Annotated in this window: 21 protein-coding genes and 1 pseudogene; 9 read left to right on the forward strand and 13 right to left on the reverse strand. The window is 46.3% G+C overall.

Annotation, left to right across the window (positions count from 1 at the left end):
* Positions 1-43: 43 nt before the first annotated feature.
* Positions 44-1,501 carry a branched-chain amino acid transporter BcaP gene (locus IV64_RS01275; RefSeq protein ID WP_057705354.1) on the reverse strand — a complete coding sequence of 486 codons (1,458 nt, stop codon included), beginning with the start codon at positions 1,499-1,501 and terminating at the stop codon, positions 44-46.
* A gap of 244 nt (positions 1,502-1,745) precedes the next feature.
* Entirely contained in the window at positions 1,746-1,895 is a 150-nt protein-coding gene (locus IV64_RS14525; protein ID WP_191982882.1) for a hypothetical protein, read from the reverse strand.
* Positions 1,896-2,029: 134 nt separating this feature from the next.
* Here IV64_RS14525 and cls point away from each other — a divergent pair, with 134 nt between their 5' ends.
* Positions 2,030-3,475: a cardiolipin synthase gene (gene cls / locus IV64_RS01280; protein WP_057705355.1), complete on the forward strand. Its 1,446-nt coding sequence runs from the start codon at positions 2,030-2,032 to the stop codon at positions 3,473-3,475.
* A gap of 282 nt (positions 3,476-3,757) precedes the next feature.
* Here the strand turns inward: cls and IV64_RS01285 are convergent, their stop codons facing one another.
* The 3 genes from IV64_RS01285 to IV64_RS01295 form a co-directional block, all read right to left on the reverse strand.
* The gene (locus IV64_RS01285; protein ID WP_057705356.1) at positions 3,758-4,543 is read right to left on the reverse strand and encodes a tyrosine-protein phosphatase; all 786 of its coding nucleotides are present in this window, start codon (positions 4,541-4,543) and stop codon (positions 3,758-3,760) included.
* A gap of 156 nt (positions 4,544-4,699) precedes the next feature.
* On the reverse strand, positions 4,700-5,677 hold the full coding sequence (locus IV64_RS01290) for a GMP reductase (protein WP_057705397.1): 978 nt from the start codon (positions 5,675-5,677) through the stop codon (positions 4,700-4,702).
* 24 nt (positions 5,678-5,701) lie between these two features.
* Complete coding sequence (locus tag IV64_RS01295) at positions 5,702-6,991, reverse strand: adenylosuccinate synthase (protein ID WP_057705357.1); 1,290 nt, start codon at positions 6,989-6,991, stop codon at positions 5,702-5,704.
* Between the two features lie 316 nt (positions 6,992-7,307).
* Between IV64_RS01295 and purB the strand changes: the two genes are divergently transcribed.
* On the forward strand, positions 7,308-8,606 hold the full coding sequence (purB, locus tag IV64_RS01300) for an adenylosuccinate lyase (RefSeq protein WP_057705358.1): 1,299 nt from the start codon (positions 7,308-7,310) through the stop codon (positions 8,604-8,606).
* Between the two features lie 90 nt (positions 8,607-8,696).
* Here purB and IV64_RS01305 read toward each other — a convergent pair whose 3' ends face one another.
* Both IV64_RS01305 and IV64_RS01310 read right to left on the reverse strand, forming a co-directional pair.
* Positions 8,697-9,155: a nitroreductase family protein gene (locus IV64_RS01305; RefSeq protein WP_057705359.1), complete on the reverse strand. Its 459-nt coding sequence runs from the start codon at positions 9,153-9,155 to the stop codon at positions 8,697-8,699.
* A 72-nt stretch (positions 9,156-9,227) separates the two neighbouring features.
* Entirely contained in the window at positions 9,228-9,863 is a 636-nt protein-coding gene (locus IV64_RS01310; RefSeq protein ID WP_057705360.1) for a class I SAM-dependent methyltransferase, read from the reverse strand.
* A 170-nt stretch (positions 9,864-10,033) separates the two neighbouring features.
* On the opposite strand from IV64_RS01310, the gene IV64_RS01315 reads away from it, so the two are divergent.
* From IV64_RS01315 to IV64_RS01325, 3 genes are all read left to right on the forward strand, one after another.
* A complete protein-coding gene (locus IV64_RS01315; RefSeq protein WP_057705361.1) occupies positions 10,034-11,149 on the forward strand; it encodes a glycerate kinase in 1,116 nt (371 codons plus the stop codon).
* Positions 11,150-11,259: 110 nt separating this feature from the next.
* Positions 11,260-11,463, forward strand: a complete 204-nt coding sequence (locus IV64_RS01320) for a helix-turn-helix transcriptional regulator (RefSeq protein ID WP_057705362.1) — start codon at positions 11,260-11,262, stop codon at positions 11,461-11,463.
* Between the two features lie 24 nt (positions 11,464-11,487).
* Positions 11,488-12,015 (forward strand): DUF3278 domain-containing protein, encoded by a 528-nt coding sequence (locus IV64_RS01325; RefSeq protein ID WP_057705363.1) that lies wholly within the window; start codon positions 11,488-11,490, stop codon positions 12,013-12,015.
* Positions 12,016-12,185: 170 nt separating this feature from the next.
* On the opposite strand, the pseudogene IV64_RS01330 reads toward IV64_RS01325, so the two are convergent.
* Positions 12,186-12,752: pseudogene (locus IV64_RS01330) on the reverse strand (alpha/beta hydrolase); the annotation flags it as partial.
* A 711-nt stretch (positions 12,753-13,463) separates the two neighbouring features.
* Positions 13,464-14,162, reverse strand: coding sequence for a zinc metallopeptidase (locus IV64_RS01335; RefSeq protein WP_057705364.1), 699 nt, complete (start codon positions 14,160-14,162; stop codon positions 13,464-13,466).
* Between the two features lie 168 nt (positions 14,163-14,330).
* Here IV64_RS01335 and IV64_RS01340 point away from each other — a divergent pair, with 168 nt between their 5' ends.
* Complete coding sequence (locus tag IV64_RS01340; RefSeq protein ID WP_057705365.1) at positions 14,331-14,510, forward strand: hypothetical protein; 180 nt, start codon at positions 14,331-14,333, stop codon at positions 14,508-14,510.
* A gap of 76 nt (positions 14,511-14,586) precedes the next feature.
* Here IV64_RS01340 and IV64_RS01345 read toward each other — a convergent pair whose 3' ends face one another.
* The 4 genes from IV64_RS01345 to IV64_RS01360 form a co-directional block, all read right to left on the reverse strand.
* Entirely contained in the window at positions 14,587-16,158 is a 1,572-nt protein-coding gene (locus IV64_RS01345) for a helix-turn-helix domain-containing protein (RefSeq protein WP_057705366.1), read from the reverse strand.
* 157 nt (positions 16,159-16,315) lie between these two features.
* A complete protein-coding gene (locus IV64_RS01350) occupies positions 16,316-16,966 on the reverse strand; it encodes a nitroreductase family protein (protein WP_057705367.1) in 651 nt (216 codons plus the stop codon).
* Positions 16,967-16,996: 30 nt separating this feature from the next.
* A complete protein-coding gene (locus IV64_RS01355; protein WP_057705398.1) occupies positions 16,997-17,842 on the reverse strand; it encodes an acetoacetate decarboxylase family protein in 846 nt (281 codons plus the stop codon).
* Positions 17,843-17,866: 24 nt separating this feature from the next.
* On the reverse strand, positions 17,867-18,730 hold the full coding sequence (locus IV64_RS01360; RefSeq protein WP_057705368.1) for an SDR family NAD(P)-dependent oxidoreductase: 864 nt from the start codon (positions 18,728-18,730) through the stop codon (positions 17,867-17,869).
* A 593-nt stretch (positions 18,731-19,323) separates the two neighbouring features.
* Between IV64_RS01360 and IV64_RS01365 the strand changes: the two genes are divergently transcribed.
* The 3 genes from IV64_RS01365 (at position 19,324) to IV64_RS01375 (ending at position 21,499) form a co-directional block, all read left to right on the forward strand.
* On the forward strand, positions 19,324-20,163 hold the full coding sequence (locus IV64_RS01365; protein WP_057705369.1) for a DegV family protein: 840 nt from the start codon (positions 19,324-19,326) through the stop codon (positions 20,161-20,163).
* Between the two features lie 176 nt (positions 20,164-20,339).
* Positions 20,340-21,068, forward strand: coding sequence for an LrgB family protein (locus IV64_RS01370; protein WP_057705370.1), 729 nt, complete (start codon positions 20,340-20,342; stop codon positions 21,066-21,068).
* Between the two features lie 11 nt (positions 21,069-21,079).
* Positions 21,080-21,499: a CidA/LrgA family protein gene (locus IV64_RS01375; protein WP_057705371.1), complete on the forward strand. Its 420-nt coding sequence runs from the start codon at positions 21,080-21,082 to the stop codon at positions 21,497-21,499.
* The last annotated feature ends 534 nt before the right edge of the window (positions 21,500-22,033 follow it).

Consider the following 22,033-nt stretch of genomic DNA (forward strand, 5'->3'; position numbering starts at 1 on the left):
TCATCCGTCGATGGGAAGCATATTGAGGTGTGTGACTAAGGAATTACTTGATGCCCTTAGTCTCGTTCTTGGTTAGGACCGTGGTTTTCTTGGCCATGATACCGTTAAGCTTAGAATGCTTGATTGAGTAGCCAAAGTAAACGCACATGCCGATTGCTAACCAGATAACGAAGCGTAACCACGTAACGGGTTTCAAGTTGATTAACAGGAAGACACAGCTGATGATTGACATGATGGGTACGAATGGAACCCACGGGGTGCGGAATGGCCGCCGTAAGTTAGGTTGGGTCTTACGAAGGTGTAGGACGGAAAATGAAACCAAAACGAAGGCGGTCAGCGTCCCGATGTTAACTAATTCAGCTAAGGCTGCGAGGGGAATAAAGCCACCCATGATAGCGGCGATAAAACCGAATAGGACGGTTGATTTAACGGGTGCGTCCGATTTTTTGCTGATGTCGCTGAACAGGTGAGGGAGTAGGCCGTCTCTAGACATTGAGAAGGAAATCCGCGTTTGACCGTATAAGCAGACCAACATAACGGTGGTCATGCCAAGAATGGCACCAATGTCGACGATCCCGGCAATCCAGTTTTGACCGGAGTAGATCAAGACGGCGGAAATGGGATGGTCGATGTACTTAGCAAACATCCGGAAAGGCACAACGCCGGTCATGATAGCAGAAACGGCAACGTAGAGAATGGTGCAGATGCCGAGTGACGTTAACATGGCGCGGGGCAAGGTCTTGGAAGGTTCCAAAGTTTCTTCAACACTTGATGAAATGGCATCGAAACCAATGAAAGCAAAGAAGACACTGGAAGCCGCGGTAAAGACGCCTTTCATTCCGAATGGAAGTAGTGGTGACCAGTGGGCGGGTTTGATGAAACGAGCGGCGGTGAAAATAAAGAGGACAACGATGGCAAGTTTGATGACCACCATGATGTTGTTGACCCGCTTCGTTTCTTTAACGCCCACGGATAATAGTGCGGTGATCAATAGAATGATAGTAAATGCTGGTAAGTTGAAATAGCTGGTGACACCTGGCGTGGAGCCCATTGCAGCGCTCAATGCTGCGGGGAGCTTTAAGCCAAAGCCGGCAATAAATGATTGAAAATACCCGGACCAGCCAGCGGAAACGGTTGAGACGGCGAAGAGGTATTCAAGCATCAGGTCCCAGCCAATAATGAAGGCGATGATTTCGCCTAACGTCGTGTAGGAGTAAGTGTAAGCTGACCCGCTTTCGGGAACCATTGCGGCGAATTCAGCGTAACATAACGAGGCAAAGAGGCAGGCAATCGCAGCGATAACGAATGAAATCATTAACCCGGGTCCGGCTGTCAGTGCCCCGGTCCCCGTTAAAACGAAGATCCCGGTTCCAATAATGGCACCAATTCCGAGCATGGTAAGGTCAAAAGTTTTCATTTCCTTGTGAAGGGGACTGTGATAGTTGGCGAGCATCTCATTAATATCTTTCTTACGAAGTAATCGGTTGTGTGATAAGTCCATAAACATCGCCCCAATTCGTTTTAGTGGTGCCTATTTTAGGCGGGTTCCGATAATATGTAATGGCTAATTAATCCAAATTAAAAAATTGTTTTAGGCGATTTCACTAAAGCGCCAGTTGGGCCGGAAACATTAAAGTCGGTAAAAGTGCGTAAAATTAAGCTTTGTAAACGGTATCTAATTTACAATTATAAATATAAAAAAATAGATTCCGACGGTTGTCGGAACCCATTAAATAGAATGTTTTTTAACGATGCTTACGAAAATAATTGTAGGCAACTGCTAGTAGAATAATGATTAATAACAGGCCAACTGCGGCCCGGGGACCAGCCACTCGTTCCGTCATGTGAAACATCCGGATGGGGCCAAGTCCGTGAACGCCAAAGATTGCTAACATTGCGAATCCTCCCTAATAAACAAGATTATTACTGTTTTTATGTAGAAATGCAAAAAATACATTCGCAAAAGATTATTATTGCTATGGGTTCTGCGGTAAAATGAAATTATTATTAGAATAGGTGGGTGCCTTCATTGCAATATATTTTGCCAATTTTTAACGTCATCGTGATTATTAACGCGGTGGCGGCAGTTATCACGGTCTTTCGCGACCGGCGTGATATTGCGGCGACGTGGGCTTGGCTGTTAGTGTTGATCATGATTCCGGTCGCCGGTTTCGTTGCGTACGCGTTCATTGGCCGGAAGCTACCGAAGAATCGGATCTTCCGTTTGAAAAAGGAAACTCAGATTCGATTAGACCAGATGATTCAACGCCAACGCGAGGAGCTGGGGGCCGAACTAATGCCGGCCGATGCGGTTACGAGTTCGGTTCGCGGGATGGTCAGCCTGTTTTTGAATTCGGACGGGGCACTGTTAAGTCGTAAGAACCGGGTTAAAATTTTTACGGATGGTCATGAAAAGTTTCACGCCATGTTTCAGGATATTGAAGCGGCGCAAAAACATATTCATATTGAATATTACACGTTTTACAATGATAAGATTGGAAACGAACTATTACACTTGCTCGAACGTAAAGCGGCTCAAGGCGTGGACGTGCGGGTGCTCTATGATCCGTGGGGGTCAATGGGGACGTTCCGCAGTTTCTTCAAGCATTTAGAAGAACTTGGCGGGCACGCGCGGCCGTTCTTGGGTGCGCATTCCGCAGTACTCGACTTCCGATTAAACTTCCGTGATCACCGTAAAATTGTGGTGACAGATGGTCGTGTCGGCTATGTCGGTGGTTTCAACGTCGGTGACCAGTACCTTGGGCGTGACAAGAAGTTCGGTTATTGGCGCGACACCCATTTGCGCATTGTGGGTTCCGGCGTCTTCGAACTGCAAGAACGGTTTATTCGTGATTGGAACGCAACGGATGCGGAACATCGCATTATTCCAACTTCTGAAATGTTCCCAGTGATTAAAGTAAAAGGGAACACGTCGTTACAAATTGTTTCGAGTGGTCCCGATAGTGATGGTCAGCAGATCAAAATGGGATACATCAAGATGATTATGACTGCGCAACACCGGCTGTGGATTCAATCCCCGTATTTAATCCCCGATGATTCCGTGCTAGACGCCATTCGAATTGCGGCGATGTCCGGTGTCGATGTTCGGATTATGGTTCCAGACAAGCCGGACCATGCATTTGTTTACCGGGCAACGCAATATTATGCGCGTGAACTCGCTGAAGCCGGCGTGAAGATTTATTATTACAATAATGGCTTCATTCATGCCAAGACCATCGTCATTGATGGTCAGGTCGCTTCGGTCGGTTCAGCCAATATGGATTTCCGAAGCTTCAAGTTGAACTTTGAAGTGAATGCCTTCTTATACGATACGGATCTCGCCAAAGAATTGGAAAGCGTCTTCCTACGTGACCAAGCGCTCAGCAGCCTAATTACGGTTCAAGATTTCGAAGATCAGCCTTTCTGGTTGAAGTTTAAGCAGACCTTTTCACGGTTGCTATCGCCGATTCTCTAAGTATTAGTCAAACAGACAAACTTAGCGTTGATTAATTAGTCGCTTCCGGCTGCCAGCAGCGCCTGCACGGCCGATAGCGTCACTGGCAGCCTACAGCTAGACAGTAGTTCTGAATTAAAATAGTTGAAGCTTAAGCGTCCCATTATCAGTAACAGTCTGTTGCTGATAATAGGACGCTCTTTTTTTGATAGCTTGTTTAAGGTTGAAAGGTGAGCGGTAGACTTGAGCATTATTGGATTAACACGCAAGCTGAATTAATCATTTATAACCTAGTCCGGCTGGTTATGCTTCCAAATAAAGTTCCTTTAGGTCGTTGATGTCAGCAATCGATAGGCCGAGGACGTTGTGCAAATAGCCCATGCCGCCGCCGTAGAGGTCGTCGAATACCTGGAAAACCATTTTTAAGTTGTCCGCTTCAACGGACATCGCCACGTTGAACTGACTTGCGAGGTCACCCGCGTTGGCTTTAGTGATGATCGTATCAGTATCCATACTGTCAGCGGCCATGAAGACGGCGTTGGTGAGTAGGTAGTCTTGCATAATCGTCTCACGCGGTACGTCCAGCGCCGTCATAATGAGGGCCCCCGCTACGCCGGTCCGGTCCTTGCCAGCCGCACAGTGAAATAGGACTGATTGATTCGGTTCGGTATTAGCCAGTAAAGTGGCGAAAAACTGTTGCCAGACTTTAACGGGATGACTATCAGTAACCATCTGTGCGTAAGTTTGCGCGTTAAAAGAATCGTCGACCACGAGCCGTTTTATCAAGCGCTTGACGCGCCGATCGAACCGACGATTATCTGCGAACGGGTAAACGGAGGTATTAAGGTACTTAGTGTGTTTAGGATACCGGTCCGGTGACATTTGAGCCTCGGCTTCCTGGCGCAAGTCGATGTCATAACGGAGACCGTATTGATCTAAATAGGCTAAATCTGATTTGGTTAGGAGGGACATGCCGCCACAACGAAGCAGTTTCTGCCACTTGAGGGTCTTACCGGCTGCGTTCTCGTAACCACCCAGCTCACGGAAATTAATGCCGTGTTCCAGGCGTAAAACTCGATTATGTTCCATAAGTGCTTACCTCGATTAGTGATATAGCTTAATTATAACCGCTTTCATTGTGATTGTCAGGGCAAACTGTGGGAGGTCAAAAAAATGAAACATAATGATAAAAAATAACGGATCAGAAATATTGGCTATTTCTGATCCGTTATTTGAGTTTGTACATTAAAGTGAATCGCCGTTATAAATTGAATTTCTAACGATGACGTAATCACACTTCGTAATCGCCTTGAGATCCCGACCACCGGCGTATGAAATGGCGGACTGTAAGTCTTCTTGCATTTCATTTAAAGTATCTGCCAAGTGTCCACGGTAAGGGACTAACATTTGCTTACCTTCAACGTTTTTGTGTTCCCCTTTTTGGGTCTCACTCGCTGAACCGTAATACTGTTTGTAAGTCTTACCGTCAATCTTAATAACGTTACCAGGTGATTCTTGATGACCAGCTAACATTGAGCCAATCATGACCATGGTCGCACCAAACCGAATGGATTTTGCAATGTCACCGTTAGTCCGGACACCGCCATCCGCAATGATGGGTTTTCTGGCCGCCTTGGCACACCAACGAACGGCCGCTAACTGCCAGCCCCCGGTACCAAAACCGGTTTTGATCTTCGTGATGCAGGCCTTACCAGGACCGACGCCGACCTTGGTCGCATCGGCACCGGCGTTTTCCAAGTCACGAACGGCTGCCGGCGTCGCAACGTTACCAGCGATAACGAAGCTGGCGGGTAAGACCTTTTTGATGTGCTTGATCATTTCAATCACGCTGTCGGCGTGACCGTGGGCGATGTCAATCGTGATGTATTCAGGAACGGCATCGTGCATGGCCAGTTCATCAATAAAATCGTATTCGGACGGCTTGACCCCGACGGAAATCGAGGCAAACAAGTTGTCCGCGTGCATACTTTCCACAAAGGCCCGCCGAGTTTCGGGGGCGAAGCGGTGCATGGTGTAGAAGTAATCGTGACTAGCCAGCCATTTGGCGAGGTCTTCATTAATAACGGTTGCCATATTAGCGGGAACCACCGGAATTTTAAAGCTTCGGTCGCCCAATTTGACCGTTGTATCAGCTTCCGAACGACTATTAATCACACACTTATTCGGAATTAATTGAATATCATCGTAATCAAAAATCTCCATTGCCATAAACGAACACTCCCTTGATTAGTTCCAGATATCGTGGTCGATCACGTTAGTTTGTTCACGGTCAGGGCCAACTGAGAAGGTTGCAATCTTAACGCCAACGAGTTCTTCGATCCGCTTTAAGTAGTTACGCGCATTTTCTGGTAATTCGGCTAACGTCTTCACACCAGTAATGTCTTCGTCCCAACCAGGTAGTTCGTCGTAAACGGGTTTGCAAGCTTCCAATTCTTTCAAGCTAGCAGGGTAGTGGTAAATGGTCTCGCCGTTTAAATCATAGGCGGTACAGATCTTGATCGTCTTTAAGCCGGTTAAAACGTCTAGGCAGTTTAAGCTCAGGTGAGTTAAACCAGAAACGCGTTTGGCATGGCGAAGTACGACACTGTCAAACCAACCAATCCGGCGAGGCCGCTTTGTAACGGTGCCGTATTCATGAGCCGTTTCCCGAATGAAGTTGCCGACTTCGTCAAATAATTCAGTTGGGAAAGGACCGTCACCAACCCGAGAAGTATAGGCCTTTAAGACACCGACACAATTGTCGATCTTAGAAGGACCAACGCCGCTCCCGATAGTCACGCCACCGGCAACGGGGTTTGAAGAAGTGACGTAAGGGTAAGTCCCTTGGTCGATATCGAGCATGACGCCTTGGGCACCTTCGAAGAGGACACGTTTGCCATTATCGAGGGCGTCGTTAATGACAACGGAAGTGTCGGTCACGAACGGCTTCAAAGTTTGACCGTATTCGTAGTATTCTTCAAAAATATCATCAAATTTAAGTGGTTCCAGATCGTAAAGTTTGGTAATAATCTGGTTCTTTTCTGCTAAGTTCCGCTTCAAGAGTGCGGCAAAAGTATCCTTATCTAATAAATCTGCGATACGAATCCCAATCCGTTCAGCCTTGTCCATGTAAGCTGGGCCGATTCCTTTGTTGGTCGTTCCAATCTTACCGCTAGCTTTAGACTTTTCTTGGGCACCATCTAAAACGATATGGTAAGGCAAGATGACGTGCGCACGGTTAGAAATCCGGAGGTTATCCGGGTTAACATCGTTGTCACGAAGATACTGTAATTCTTCAACTAACGACTTAGGGTTTAAAACGACGCCGTTACCAATTACGGCAAGCTTGTCGTGGAAAAAGATCCCCGATGGAATCAGCCGTAATTTAAAAGTCTTACCATTAAATACGATGGTGTGGCCAGCGTTGTCGCCGCCTTGGTAACGTGATACCACATCTGCTTCCTGACTTAAAAAGTCCGTGATCTTTCCTTTACCTTCATCGCCCCATTGGCTACCTACTACTACGACTGATGCCATGTTTTCCACCTCATTAAAATAGTTTAATTATGAATGTTCAATAGCAAAGAGCAGTGAAACGTTCACCACTCCAACAGGAATGAGTATAGCAATTTTTATATCAAAACGCAACTTTAAAACCGAATGTTCTTGTTTAGAGTTCTTTTTAATGTTCATAGTTACGACGGGTTTACTGAAATATAAGCGGTTTTATGACGTAACTAACGAAAAATAAGTAAATGTTTTCATTGTTCGTCCCTACCAATAACTGAAGGAGTGTGATATAATAATGTTCGTGTTTTGTTAGTGAATAAGTGAATAGAAATGAGGATTTGCAATGATTGATCGTTATACGCGTCCTGAGATGGACAAAGTATGGTCGCTAGAAAACCAGTATCAAGCTTGGTTAGAAGTAGAAATTGCTGCGGATGAAGCTTGGGCAGCCTTAGGAAAGATTCCGGCCGAAGATGTTGCAAAAATTCGGGACAACGCTAAGTTTGACGTTGACCGGATCGCCGAAATTGAATCCGTGACGCATCACGATGTCGTGGCGTTTACCCGGGACGTTTCCGAATCATTAGGGGACGAACGTAAATGGGTCCACTACGGCTTAACTAGTACCGATGTGGTTGACACGGCGCAAGGCTACCGTTTAAAGCAAGCAAACGCAATTATTCGTCAGGACTTACAGGATTTACGCGCAACACTAGCACAACAGGCTAAAAAATATAAATATACCGTTGAAATGGGCCGGACACACGGGGTTCATGCGGAACCAACGACCTTTGGGCTTAAATTAGCGCGTTGGTACTCTGAAATCAATCGCAATATCGAACGGTTTGACCACGCGGCAGCGGGCGTTGAAGCGGGTAAAATCAGTGGTGCGGTTGGTACTTTCGCCAATATTCCACCATTTGTTGAACAATTTGTTTGTGACAAGTTGGGGATTCGTGCGCAGGAAATTTCAACGCAAGTATTACCACGTGATTTGCACGCGGAATACATTGCCACCATTGCTTTGATGGCAACGAGCGTTGAAGTGATTGCGACCGAAATTCGGGGATTACAAAAATCCGAAACGCACGAAGTTGAAGAGTTCTTCAACAAGGGGCAAAAAGGGTCCTCCGCAATGCCACATAAGCGGAACCCAATCGGTTCAGAAAACGTTACTGGGTTGGCACGAGTTTTACGGGGCCACATGATGACCGCGTATGAAGATGTTCCGTTATGGCACGAACGTGATATTTCACATTCTTCCGCTGAACGAATTATCTTGCCAGATTCCACCATTTTAATTGATTACATTTTGACACGTATCAATAAAATTGTTTCAACGTTGACGGTATTCCCAGAACGAATGAAGCAAAATATGGATGCAACGTACGGCTTAATTTACAGCCAACGGGTACTTTTGAAGTTGATCGATACGGGCATGTCCCGTGAATCAGCGTACGACTTGGTTCAACCATTGACTGCGAAGGCGTGGGATGAACAACTCCACTTCAAGCCGTTAGTTGAAGGTAACGAAGAGATTCGTAAACACTTAGACCAAGCGGCGATCGACGATGCGTTTGATTACCATTACCACTTACGGCACGTGGACGATATCTTTAAGCGTTTGGGCTTAGATGATTAAGTCATAACATAAAAAACTAAAAACCGGAGTACTAACTGCCATTGATTGGCAATTAGTACTCCGGTTTTGTCTTAATTGGTGTTCGGTTACTTATTTAATAATTTCTTTTTGAATCCGATCATCTGGGAGATCCCGTGGTGTGAATGTTTCGGTCGTTTGGCCAAGGGTAAGGACGATCAAAGGCTTGAAGCCGGCTGGTAAAATATCAGCTGGAATTGAACCGAGGCTAGCCATGTTATAGTTAGCACCCAAACCAAGGTCTTCGGCAGCGAGTTCCATGTTATGCACGATAACACCGGCAGAGACGGCTTCCATAGTTGAAGCAGCACTAGCTGCGACGATGATAGCTGTTGGCGCACCGTGCAGGCCGTTTAATTGTGAAATGATTGCTGGTTTTTGAACGGCAATGATGCGGTAGTTTTCGAACTGGCTCATCCCTACGGCACCGGCATTTCCAGCCTTTAAAATCGTTTGTAATTGTTCGTCAGAAATCTGACCACTGAATTCCCGAATGGCTTTCCGGGATTGAATCATTTTAAGTGCTTCCATGTAAAAATACCCCCACTTGATTTGAGATTACTTTAATCATAACTGTTTTTGTATCCGTTTGCACGACCGTTTTTACTTTGTGCGGTGGCGACGCTTAGGTTGGCGTTCATATTTACGTTGTAATTTTTTCGATAAGGTATGTTCCTTAGCCTGGTTCTGCTTTTGCTTTTCAAACGGCCGTTTTTCAGCGTAAAACACGTAGTAACCGTTTAATTCGGTGACTTCAACATTTCCAAAGGTGCTCTTGAGCTTATTTTCATACCAAGTGCGCCGCTTGGTAACCATGTACATGTGTCCGCCCATACTTAATTGATGCTGGGCATTTTCGATGAAGCCCTTTGCGATCGCAAAATCGGTGTGATAGGGCGGGTTTGACAGGATGAGGTCAAAGGTCTGACCAGTGAGCTTTTCAAAACCGTTACTTTGTAAAATCGTTGGGGTGACGTGGTTACGTTGGGCGTTCATCTTGGACAGTCCGACGGCGTTTTGATCGACGTCGACCATGGTTACCCGGTCGTGGGGGTACTGAGTGGCAAGGTAGATGCCGACAAAGCCGAATCCGCAACCGAGGTCTAAAACGCGGAGCCCATCCTTAGTGTGAAGCTGTTCCATCATGGATTCGGTCCCAAGGTCTAAGCCGCTTGGGGAAAAGACCTCCGGATCAGTTTCAAATTGGAGTGATGTTGCTTGGTAATTAATTGTTAACATGTTGTTCTCCTTAGTAAGTGTCTTCTCGACAAGCATACGTGTTCTAGGGGCGTGAGTAAAGCATGGCGCGGATTGTGTCGATGATTATAGACGCTTATACTGAAAATAACTAAGGTTTAAAGACAAAAGACTTTTAACTAATCGTCTTAATAAATAAAGAGGGTATTGGCATGCACGCATTAATTGCAATTGATTCGTTTAAGAATTCTATGACCAGTATGGTAGCTAATCAGACCGTGGCGGACCAGTTGGCTAAGTACGGGGTTACTGCTAGTCAGGTCGCAATCGCTGACGGCGGTGAAGGAACGGTGGCGGCCTTTTTGGCAAACCAACCGGGTGGACAAGCCGTTGACGTTGAAACGGTCGATTTGGCCCAGCGTCCGATTGAAGCGACTTACGGTTATTTTGCAGCCCAACAGCTTGCCGTGATTGAGGTGGCGGCGGCCTCGGGAATTCAATTTTTGACGTCGGGATTGAATCCGGCTAACACGAATACTTACGGGACTGGGTTGTTGATCAAAGCGGCCGTCGAACGCGGGGCGACCAAAGTGATTTTGGGCCTTGGTGGCAGTGGAACGGTTGACGGTGGTGCCGGAATTTTGCGCGCGTTAGGGGTACGTTTCTTCGATGCGACGGACCAACCGTTGTCGATGGTTGGCGCCGACCTTGGCCGTGTGAGCCGTGTCGATACTAGTCAAATGTTACCGGCATTGCGGCAAGTGACGTTTGTAAGTGCCGCTGATGTGACCAATCCGCTGACTGGAAAATTAGGGGCAGCCCGAATTTTTGGCCCTCAAAAGGGATTGGCATCAAACCAAGTGGCGTCCTATGATCAGGCGATGGCGCACTATATGCGCACTGCGACTGGCGCCGTCAGTGATCATCCAGCGGACGGGGCTGCCGGCGGAATCGGGTTTGCGCTCCGGTACTTTTTACACGCCCAGGTCCAATCTGTTTTTGAATTGATTGCTGAGCTGAGTCAACTGGAAACCCGCGTGCAACAAGCGGACTTCGTGATTTCCGGTGAAGGTCAGGTTGATGACCAGAGCTTTATGGGAAAAGTGCCGATTCAAATCAGCCACCTAGCGCAAGCTGCGGGGAAAAACTGCTACTTGCTAGTTGGTCGGCAAAAAGGGGCGGGGGCAACCTTTGCAAAACAAGGGGTGACTGCGGTGTTACCGATTGTGGATCAAGTGATGACACTGAAAGCAGCGTTGAAACAGGGGCCTGAGAACTTAGCCCGGACGGCCGATCGTTTAGCACGTCTGATCACGCATCCCGTTTAAAAATTAGTGCGACCGTTTTTGTCTAATATAGTTGACAACACAGCCTAAATAGCTTAATTTAGTCAGTAAAGAGTGTCACATATAGTTTACATTGAAAGGAACTGGACTGAATGAACCGGGTCAAAGAATACCGCCAACGGGCCCATTTATCACAAATGGGGCTGGCAGAAGCCATCGGGGTGGCGCGTCAGACGATTAACATGATTGAAAATGACAAGTATAATCCCTCATTGGCATTATGTTTGAACTTGGCCCGTGTACTAAATACGGACCTAAACACGTTATTTTGGCTGGAAGCCGACACAAAGGAATAGTTGGACGGACGGGGGGAAATCATGATGGAAAAAAGCACGTGGTCACAACGACTCATAAAATGGTTTTACGGGCTCGATCGAACGCTTGATGAGTATGAACAACACGTTCTTGACCGTGCGGGGCATCATATCACGGTTGGTCTCATGGCTTATTTATTGTTAAGTGGTCTTGGAGTGTCCTTTTTGGCGGGGATGGTTGGCGTTAACACGAGCCTGGTTATTTGGCAGTTCACCAATTTGGGCGTCTGCTTAGTGGCGTGGGGCTATCTGAGTTGGGCCATCTACAAGCTGCATTTAAGTGATATTGAAGTCACGACTAAACAGTATCAAGGTGCGATTAAGGCCGTTTTAAAGAAGTCACAACGACAAACGTTAGTGACGGTCGTCTTGTTTCAGATGATCGATTCCTTAAGTAACGCTTGGTTAGATTCCGCTTCGTACTGGCAAACATTTTTCAGTTGGCCACAGTTACGAACGTTACTAATCTTTGCAGTTGTGATGGGTGGTGCCAGTGTATTAATTGGTATGGCCCGCGTTAAGGTGGTTTATTAAAACTAAATTAAATAAAAGTCCGTTCAGAAATATTTCCGAGCGGACTTTTATTATGGTCGCAACGTGTGACAAAAGATAGTTTGTTCCGCTTAACCCGGCATTCGTGACTATTCCAAACCCAGAAATAATCACGGATGCCATGTTAATGCTCGCAAATTAACCACCTTTTGTCACACTCTAGCAGATAAATATTGGTCGAGAAAGGCCGCAACGTGTTTTTGGTAGGTCGCGGGATCAATCCAAAAACTCTCCGCATGAGTAGCGTCTGGTACTTGCCACATGGATTTGGGCCCGCCAGCCGCCTGGTAGTTCTTTTTCAACATCCAGCTAGGGACGTAAACGTCCTTTTCACCGTGAATGAAGAAAATCGGTCGGTCGTTATGGCGAAGCTGTTCAACGGAACTTACGTCGCTCAAAAAGTAACCCATGCGGTGACGGTTAATAAAACTAACGATTGGGACGAAGGGATACTTCGGTAAGTGGAACTGGCGTTTAAGCAAGTAGGCGAGTTCCTCTTCAATGCTAGTATAGCCGCAGTCGGCGATGATGGCTTTAACTTGTTCGGGTAACTGTTCACCGCTCATCATTTCGACGGTGGCCCCACCCATGCTGACCCCGAAGAGCACGATTTGAGTCCGTGGACCGCTGTGCTTAATGACGCGGTCGATCCAGCCAAGGTAGTCGCGGCGGTCTTGCCACCCAAAACTGATGTATTTACCAGCACTTTGACCGTGACCGCAATACCGTCATGAAAACTCACGCTGATGATGGCGCCTTCTAAACTAGTGTCCGGATGCTTCCAGACGTAGGTTTTAAGTGAACGTTGTGCGACGGTGGTCACGTTATTAGTCTGGCTCGGTTGACCGAGGAGCGCGTGGACTTGCTCGATGGTACTGGCATAGTCGTCGGGTTCAATTGCTAATTGAATCCGATCAAAATTCGTTCGTGTGACACCGGGAACGCGTTTGCGAGGTGCGGTGCGTGCCGTGGGTGCGTCGTCGTGGTGATTAGCGGGGTGCGTTGAAGCGGTGTGTCCACACGCCGTTAACGCGATAAGTGCCCAGCCTGAAAGCACCACGATGATGGTTCTTAACATGCTTAAGTCCTCCGTAAAATGAAAGTAATGCGAGTTGCTTTCAATAACGATACCATTTATTCACAGCAATGTACATAACTGTATGAAAATAGGAATGTAAAAAAACCACCGTATCGGGGAATACGGTGGAAAAAGGAGTAGGGTAGACATGTGACGGGGAATCACATGCCACTATGAATTTCATTACTTTGGAGGAGTAAATGAAAAATTTTAGGTTGTGTTATAGCTGATTGAGTTAACCTCAATTGCTATGATGCTATCATACCGAGGTCGTGTGAAGAATGTGTGAACGAATCAGTTCAATGTAATGAAAAAAGTAATAAGTAAAAATTAAGCATCTTCATCAGTGCGGTTAATTATCATCCCGGTTTCCACCGAAGAGCAGGATCAGCCGCAATAATTGTAAGAACGTTGATAGTGCGGCAGCAACGTAGGTGAGGGCTGCTGCAACGAGTACTTTGCGCACCATCGGAATTTCGTCGCGGGTGAGCACTTGACCGTCAGATAGAATCTGCAAGGCTCGGCGGGATGCGTTAAATTCAACGGGTAACGTGACTAATTGGAACAGTAGCGCTAAAGAAAATAGGAAGATCCCGATGTGAATGATGGTCTGATTGTAACTTAGCAGTACCCCGACGATGATAATTGGTAGTGAAAGGGTTGAGCCAAAGTTAGCAACTGGAACGATGGCGGACCGTAAGCGCATTGGCCAATAGTTCACGTGATCTTGAACGGCGTGCCCGCATTCGTGAGCGGCGACCCCGATGGCGGCAACGGACGTGGAATCCGCGGTCGCTTCAGATAAGCTGAGAACTTTTGTCTGACCGTTGTAGTTATCAGTCAAGTCACCGCTGATTTTTTGGACGCCGACGTTATTAATACCGGACTGCGCCAAAATAAAGCGGGCGGCGTCACTACCAGAATAGTTGGACTGGCTACGGTAGTTGTCAAAATGCCGGAACGTGCGGTTAACGTAACCGGACGCCGCCATGGAAATGAGCAGTCCGATGATGACTAAAAAATAGGTTGGATCAAAAAATGAATAGAACAAATTAATTCCTCCTGGGTCGTTTGATTGTTAATCGATATTTTATCAGATTTGATTTGCAGTTACCAAGTTTAGAAAGTCAAAAGTGTTTTTTCTGTTAACTAACGAATTGGCTCGGTATAATGCGGTTGTCTAGAAGTGACACGCATTTAAAGTTAGGGGTAAGCACGAATGGAAAAGACTTATCGGACGCTAACGTATGGAAACATGCCGTTAAAGCTAGATTCTGGCAGTAGCTGGATCTTTCCAAAGGGTGTGGAAGTGAAGGCAAAGGTTGATTTGGAAACCGGACAAGTGACGTTCTTTGTGGATGCTAAGGACTTAGAATTATTGCGATCAGTTGATAAATAATAAAAGTGGGGCCCAAGATAGCTTGAGGGGCTTGCGTAAAAAAGCTGCTCAGAAGTCTGGGCAGCTTTTTTACGTTTTAAAATTTAGTTTCGTCCGCGCGCCGTTGATGCGGTTGTGGATCGTTGGTAGGTAGTGTATTGGTTGGACTGTAGTTGTTGCTGACTAAGAAGCGTTGTAACTTGAAACTCGAAGCTAGTTTGAAACAGGTCTCCGCGTCATGCAGGTCACAACCGGTGAGTGCCGTGATGTGGCTCAAGCGATTACGTAACGTATTCGGATGGATGTACAAATTTTTAGCCGTTTGCGTCAGGTTACAGGTGGCACATAAATAACCGTCCAGGGTGGCGACTAAAGCGGTGTTGTTTTTAGCGTCGTAGGCAAGTAATTCTTGTAGCGCCGGATTAATAAAGAAGGGTAAGATTTCAATGTGATTCACCCGGTCAAAGGCAAGGTTGTAAAATTGGTCTTCACAAAAGACGAGTCGGCCCCGGTACGTCTTAAGCCGGTCAGTTCGGTTACAAACGGTGTAAGCGGCGAACGTGTCCTCCGGGTTAACGTAGTGCTGCGAAACGATGAGGCGGCAGTCGGCTTGTTTGGTAATTCGGTGTAAGGTGGTCTTAAACTTGGGACTGTTATAATTCACCAGGCTGATGGAAATTAGGGCGAAACATTGCTGTTTAAACGTTGAAACGAGCACTTGCTTGAAGTGGGGCACCAGTAAGTATTGCAGGCGCTGCTGGAGGATATGAGCCGACTGGTTAGTCAGTGGGTCACATTTAATGAGCACCATGGCATCCGGTAAAACGGCCCGTTGTTCTTCGAATTGCGCTGCGAAGGTGGTACTCTGGCGTTCAGTTAGCAGCATGTTTAAGAGTTGGTCGCGCTGAGACTCCGAGGTCGGCATGATTTGATTCTTAACGACGGAGCCGGCAATCACCTGACCAATTTGGTTGATCAATAGGGCTTGGACGTCGTTTAACGGTGTTTTCATAGTGGTCATGACCAAATAGCCGATGGGTTCATGTGCATTGGCTAACGGGGTAATCAACATGGGTCCCGCGGCGAGATCGTCGTTAACCATGTAGACCTGAGTCAAAAAATTAGGGTTGTCCGGGGCAAAGCCGTGTTCTAGTAACCAACGGGCAATCTTATTATTTTCAATTGCGGCGTGGATACTGGGACCGTTAATATTCGTGGTATGTGAACGGGATAAGATTTGACCATTGAGGTCGATGATGGCCACTGGATTTTGCAATAAGTTGACTACGGCCTGTAACGTGGTGTCAAAGTCGGCGGTGATGGCGTTGATCGCTAACGTGTTGATATCAGCCTGCAGTTTATCCGTTGGGCCTAGTGACTGGCCGATTTGGATCAAGAGTTTCAGCAACTGGCTTTGAAGGGCAATCGTTGTTGTCGAGTGCGCGCCAAGTTTAATGGACCCAATAACGATTTCCTGCTGGTGTTCCCAACAACTCAGTTGAACATCGTAATCGTCATTAGGACGCAAATACAAGCAGTTTGATTTGTGGTCAAACTGGGGATCGGAAAAGGCAGCCCGCTTAATTTCTGGATTATGGTGATCCAATGACATGGTGGTCGATAATTCAAATTCTAAGGCAATTTTTTTAAGTAATGATTTTAATTTCATGACGACGTATCCCCCATATGTCAGTCTATAAGTTCAACTTAATGATAAAGAATGAAAGCGCTTTTGTAAAGACGGGTAGGTTGAGTAAAAGCGACAAAAGCACCTGCATGAACAAAGTTGTTCAGCAGGTGCTTTTGTTAAAACTAGGAATTAAAATTTAAAGGAAGTCTGTCTGAGTTTTAGAATCGTAACGCGTTGTGTGAAGTGGCTCTTTAGCAGCTTTCCCAATTGCGACCCCCATAACGGGAACGTAGCGCTTTGGATCTAAGCCTAAGGTTGGAATCATCTTTTCGAAGTCAATCCCAGAGAAGGCGTTGGCGTCGTAACCGTGGGCCCGTGCAACTAAGAGTAATTGCATCCCGACGGTTGAGCAATCAATCGTTGCGTCAAACTTTAAGAAGTCTGGGGTGGCATTTTCATAAAGTGGTAAGAACGTGCCTAGAATTTGATCCAAGCGTTCCTTAGTGATGTTACCAGCCTTGTAAACTTTGTTCCAAACGTCGCGGTAAACCAAGTGTGACTGGGTATCGCCGGCGATGAAGACGATGGCTGAAGCGCTGTCCACTTGTGGATAGTTGAATTTCATCACAGCTTTTTTGAATTTTTCTTTAGCTTCAGGGGTATCGATGACGACGAAGTGCCATGATTGTAAGTTGCATGCGGATGGTGCGGTGGCTGCTTCCGAAATCATTGTTTGCAATTCATCGCGGTTGATTTTAACACTAGGGTCAAAGGCCCGAACCGAGTGACGGTTAAACATCACGTCGGATAAGTCGTTATTTACTAATTCTTTAGTGGTTTCTGACATAGTTGAACCTTCCTTTCAAAAAGTTAATCGTTAAATGATATACGTCGTGTCTTTCTGGTTAAAGAAGCCCCGGTCGTAGCGGCCCGTTAATAGTTTCGGCATGGTGACGTCGGCATCGACCGTGTCGAGTTTCAACGTATTGAACATAACCGATGTATCCATGTGGAACCAAGCGGCACCTAATGGCTTCAATACTTTCAATTCGCCCAATGGATCGTCAGGGGTTGAATGCATTTCAATGTCTAAGTGGCCTGGTTCAACTTGGTCACAGAGTGAACGGAGTTGGGTGGCAACAAGTTGGACATTTTCAAAGTGGTTAGTCCCGTCATCATGTTGGTCAATATCATACTTGTAGAAGAAACTGTTCATTTCAGCTTCTTTACCTAAAGCTAATTGGCCAGCAAACTGCTTCATGATTGACGGATCGTTGAGTTCGCCCGCGTCCCATGAAACCTTCATTAAGGTCTTGCCGTGACGGTCAACGGTTGCGTATGCGCCGTCGTCGGTCCGCCGTAATTCGATGGCGTCGGCGAGTTTCTTAGGAATACCAGCGCCTTCACGGCCAGCAATTACACCACTTTCAGCACCAGGGCCGTGGAGCAATAAGGTCAATGGGTAAGCGCCCATCATCTTATCTTTGTAGCTAACTAATGCGAACAAGCTTTGTTCAAGGTATGGGCCGCCAAAGGTTGGTTTGCCCATGTGAACAACGTAGCCGCAAACAACGGGCGCAACTAATTTGAGTGGTGCGGGAATGAGGCTAGCTAACGTTGCTGGATCGGTTGCGTATGCGAAGCCAATCCCTTCTTGATCATTCATGCTAGGTGACTTTAAGAAGTTCTTTACATCATCGTTACTTACTACAAATGCCATAATAAACACTCCTTTTGAATGACTACGTTACATGATGCCGTCCATAATGTGGACGTCTGGTTTGCCATCGTTGACGATCCGGTTGACCCGGTCGCTAATTAATGGGTTGAATTCTGGGTGGGTCAAAATGTAGAAGCGGTTATCTTCCAAGGCTTTAAAGACGGTCTCTTCGATCGTGTCGATTGGTTTACCGTTGGTGATAACGTACTTCGCAAATTGTTGTCCCTTTAAGTAAGCTTCGCTTTGATAGTATGGATCACTTGGGTCACTGTATTGTTCTGGCCGGTGATTTTCGGTATGGTACAAATCGGTTTGAACGAAGCCAGGGCACATCACGTGCATGTCAATGTCAGCTTTGATCCGTTGCAAGTCGTAAGCCGTCGCTTCGGTCATCCCAACTGAGGCAAACTTGCTAGCGTGATATGACGGCATCCCGGGGGTGTCGACTAAGCCGGCAATGGAGGCAACGTTTAAAATGTCGCCATGGGTCTTTTGCTTCAACATGATTGGAATGACACGTTGCATGGCGTAAACCTGACTCATCAAGTTAATATGCATGATCCATTCCCAATCGCGGCTTGGTAATTCCCAAATCCGGCCGGGAAGGGCGATACCGGCGTTGTTGATTAGTAAATCAATCTGGCCGAACTTGTCCATGGTTTGTTGAATGGCATTGTCCACGTTATCTTCAACCGTAACGTCGGCGGTCACCATAATCGCTTCGGCGCCTAAATCATCAGTAATGGTTTTGTAGGTTTTCTCCAGGGCGGGACCGTCAATATCAACGAGAGCTAAGCGCATGCCGCGCTTGGCACCGCCTTCTGCGATCACTTGGCCAAAACCATGGGCCGCACCCGTAATGAACATTACTTTGTTTTTAAAATCTTTCATCGTAATACCTCCTCCAAAATTAGTTGTGATAGTTTTATAAAAGTCGACTCTTATGGGCGGGAATCATTTCACCCTCCTTAACAAGGTCTATCATAACTTAAAATTGGAAGCGCTTTAACGGTGAAAAGCACCAAAGTTATTGCCAAGACACTGTGGACTATCTACATGTAAATAATTTCACAATTAAATTTTGGGCTGAAAAAATACCAACAAAAAACCTCCGTACGGGGAATACGGAGGAAAAGGGAAAGTAAATATTTAAGTATACACACACATCTATTCATTGCTTGGGGAGGTAATGAATTGAAGTTAGGGGTCGTTAAGGAATGGGAAGTTCCTTAATGACTATAAATATAAATACAGTATAACGAGCGGTCGTGAAGGAAATGTGATGTCAAAATAGTAAAAACGTGATTTTCATTTGAAAAAATGATTTTTGGTTGCGTAGCACACGCTTTTACAAAGTTTATAATCGATTTACGACATACAGGCAACTAATCGGTGTACAGAACGCTGATTTACCGCGGGTTTCAGCTTCCCCCAAATTGACGATGCTATAATAAGTCTCAAATTCGTTGAAAGCGGGATTCCTTATGAGCATAAAAATCGTGACCGATTCTGCGGTGCGTCTGACCGCAGCAGAAATTGAACAATATAACATTGCAGTCGTACCATTATTAGTCGGGTTTGGGAGCGATTTGATTGCTGATACGGCCGTTGACCCCGCCCAATTTGACCAACAAATGCGGGTCAGTCCCAGTTTACCCACAACCAGCCAACCACCGATCGGCAACTTTGTCAGCATTTACGACGCGTTGACTGCGGATGGTAGCCAAGTCTTATCACTTCATCTAACGGAGACGTTGAGCGGGACCGTTAACGCGGCCCGACAAGCGGCTGAACTATGCGATGGGGACGTGACGGTGATCGATACGCAGAGTGCGGATCGCGGGATGGCCTTTCAAGTTTTGACGGCGGCACGAATGGCGCATGCCGGTGCCACCTTAGACACAATTTTAGCCAAAATCACGGTTATTCGTGAACACACTAAGACCTACCTATTTGTCGATACTTTGGACAACCTGGTTAAGGGTGGTCGGGTGCCGAAATTAGCTGGCGTTGTGACGAATTTGATTAAGCTGAAGTTCGTTTTCGAATTGGCTGAAGGTAAGCTGAAACTTTATACCCGTGGACGCGGGAAGAAAGCGCTGATTAAAGCTCAGGAACGAATCTTAGCGGAGTTACAAGATGCGACGCGGGTCGAAGCGGCCGGAATTTCCTACGTGGGCGATCCTAGTGTGGCGGATGAACCGGAAGCCCTGTTGAAAAAGGTGGCGCCACAAGCTGACTTAATGGTTGCGAGAACTAGCGCAGTGATTGCGACCCATGCCGGAATTGGCGCATATGCTTTGATGTTTTATACTGTAGATTAAATTATGGGTGTCATTGTACTATTAAATTAATCTTAAGTATGCTATAATTAAAAAATGATAATTTAGAGCCGTGTTGGTGCACTGTTCTGAGCCTAACCACCATGAAAATGATGACTAGACCCGGATGGGGCGCCTTTTTTGTTACTAATGGACACTTAAAGAAAGTAGGAAAATGTGTGAATTATCTTCTCAATAATCCATTTTTTGGGATTGGACTATCGGTCCTAGTTTATGGGATTGGCGAGTATTTATATCACAAAACAAATCGCTTCGTACTATTCCAACCGTTGTTTTTTGGAATGCTGCTCGGGATTGGTTTATTGGTATTGATGGCGTCGATTCTACGGACACCTGTACAAAAAGTTTACGAAGCGTACCAGATTGGTGGCGACTGGCTGTTCTGGTTGGTTGCACCGGCCACGGTCTCGTTTGCCGTACCGTTATATAAGCGTAATGATATCTTCAAAAAACACTGGGACGTGATCCTAGTTGCCCTGTTTATAGGATTGTTGTTATCTCTGTTTGGCATTTATGGCGTCTCACGATTATTAGGCTTAACCGATGCAGCTTTGGGTGCGATGTTAGTTCAAGCGGCAACGACCGCGATTGCCTTACCGGTAGCTGAATCGGTCGGTGGTGATCAGGCGATCGCAGCCTTTGCGGTTATTCTGAATTCAGTCTTGATTTACGCCCTGGGTGATCACTTTATTCGCTGGTTTAAGTTGCATAAGAATCCACTAGGCGCAGGCTTGGGATTTGGGATTGCGGGTAACGCTGTGGGCGCTACGAAGGCCATTGAAGTGAGCGAAGCCGCGGGTGCAACCGGCGCCATTGCTTTTGTTATCGCGGGGATTTTAGTGAACTTCATGGTACCGGGATTTGCTAGTTTCGTTGGCTTAGGTTAGGAGGAAACTGAATGAAAAAAGGAATGTTTATTCGTCAGATTATGATTTACGGTGTGATTTTATTTGCCAGTAGCTTGCTGTCAAACTTATCCAGTCAGTTATGGCCAGCTTTTCCGATGCCGACCGCGTTGATTGGGATGATTATGTTGTACTTACTCCTGACCTTTAAAGTAGTTAAGCTGGAACACGTCGCAGGTGTGAGCAACTTCTTCGTCCAGATTATTAGTTTAATTTTTATTCCATCCGGGATTGCCTTAGTGACGAAGCTGGACGTGTTAAAAGCAGAAGGGTTACAAATTATTTTGGTCATCATGATTTCAACGTTGATGCTGTTGCTATTTACCGCTGGAATTGCGTGGGTGCTTATTCAAGTTAAGGAATGGCTACAAGCACGAGTTGGTCGTTCGGCTGGAGAAATTGAAGAGGATTAAATCTTGGTGGCATTGCATTTACTAAGCAGTAGATGTTGTACCAGTTAGATCTAGTCAATCATGAAACGTTGAGGGGAAAAGCGGTGGGGCCGTTGCTTTTTCCCTTTTTATTAGCCACCTCGGTAGCCAGAACCGGTGTGCTATGGGGGACGGTCCCAGCCACACTGCGGTCTGTGACCTCGATTCAAAGCCGATACCCCACGTCTGCCAATTTTGCCGACACAGCACACCAATTCTGGCTGCCTTCGCTAAATCGTGTTCTAATTTGAAATTCTTGCGTTGCTGAAGACAAGTACCGCTGATATAACAGGAATGAGATCGACTTTTAGTTAGAAAACTAAAAGTCTAAAACTGCTATTAACACCGTAATAGTAAGGATAGTTATGCCTGGATTACCCGACTGCGCTAAAACAGACTTACTATTGTGATTCGGATAACCGGATTAACTCGCAGGTAGTCAATCCCTAAATTTAACTTTCAGCCTTTAGTCAGAAAATAAAAAAAGCCACTACATCAAGGATGCAGTGGTCAAGG

The organism is Lactiplantibacillus xiangfangensis (assembly GCF_001438845.1).
Taxonomy (GTDB): domain Bacteria; phylum Bacillota; class Bacilli; order Lactobacillales; family Lactobacillaceae; genus Lactiplantibacillus; species Lactiplantibacillus xiangfangensis.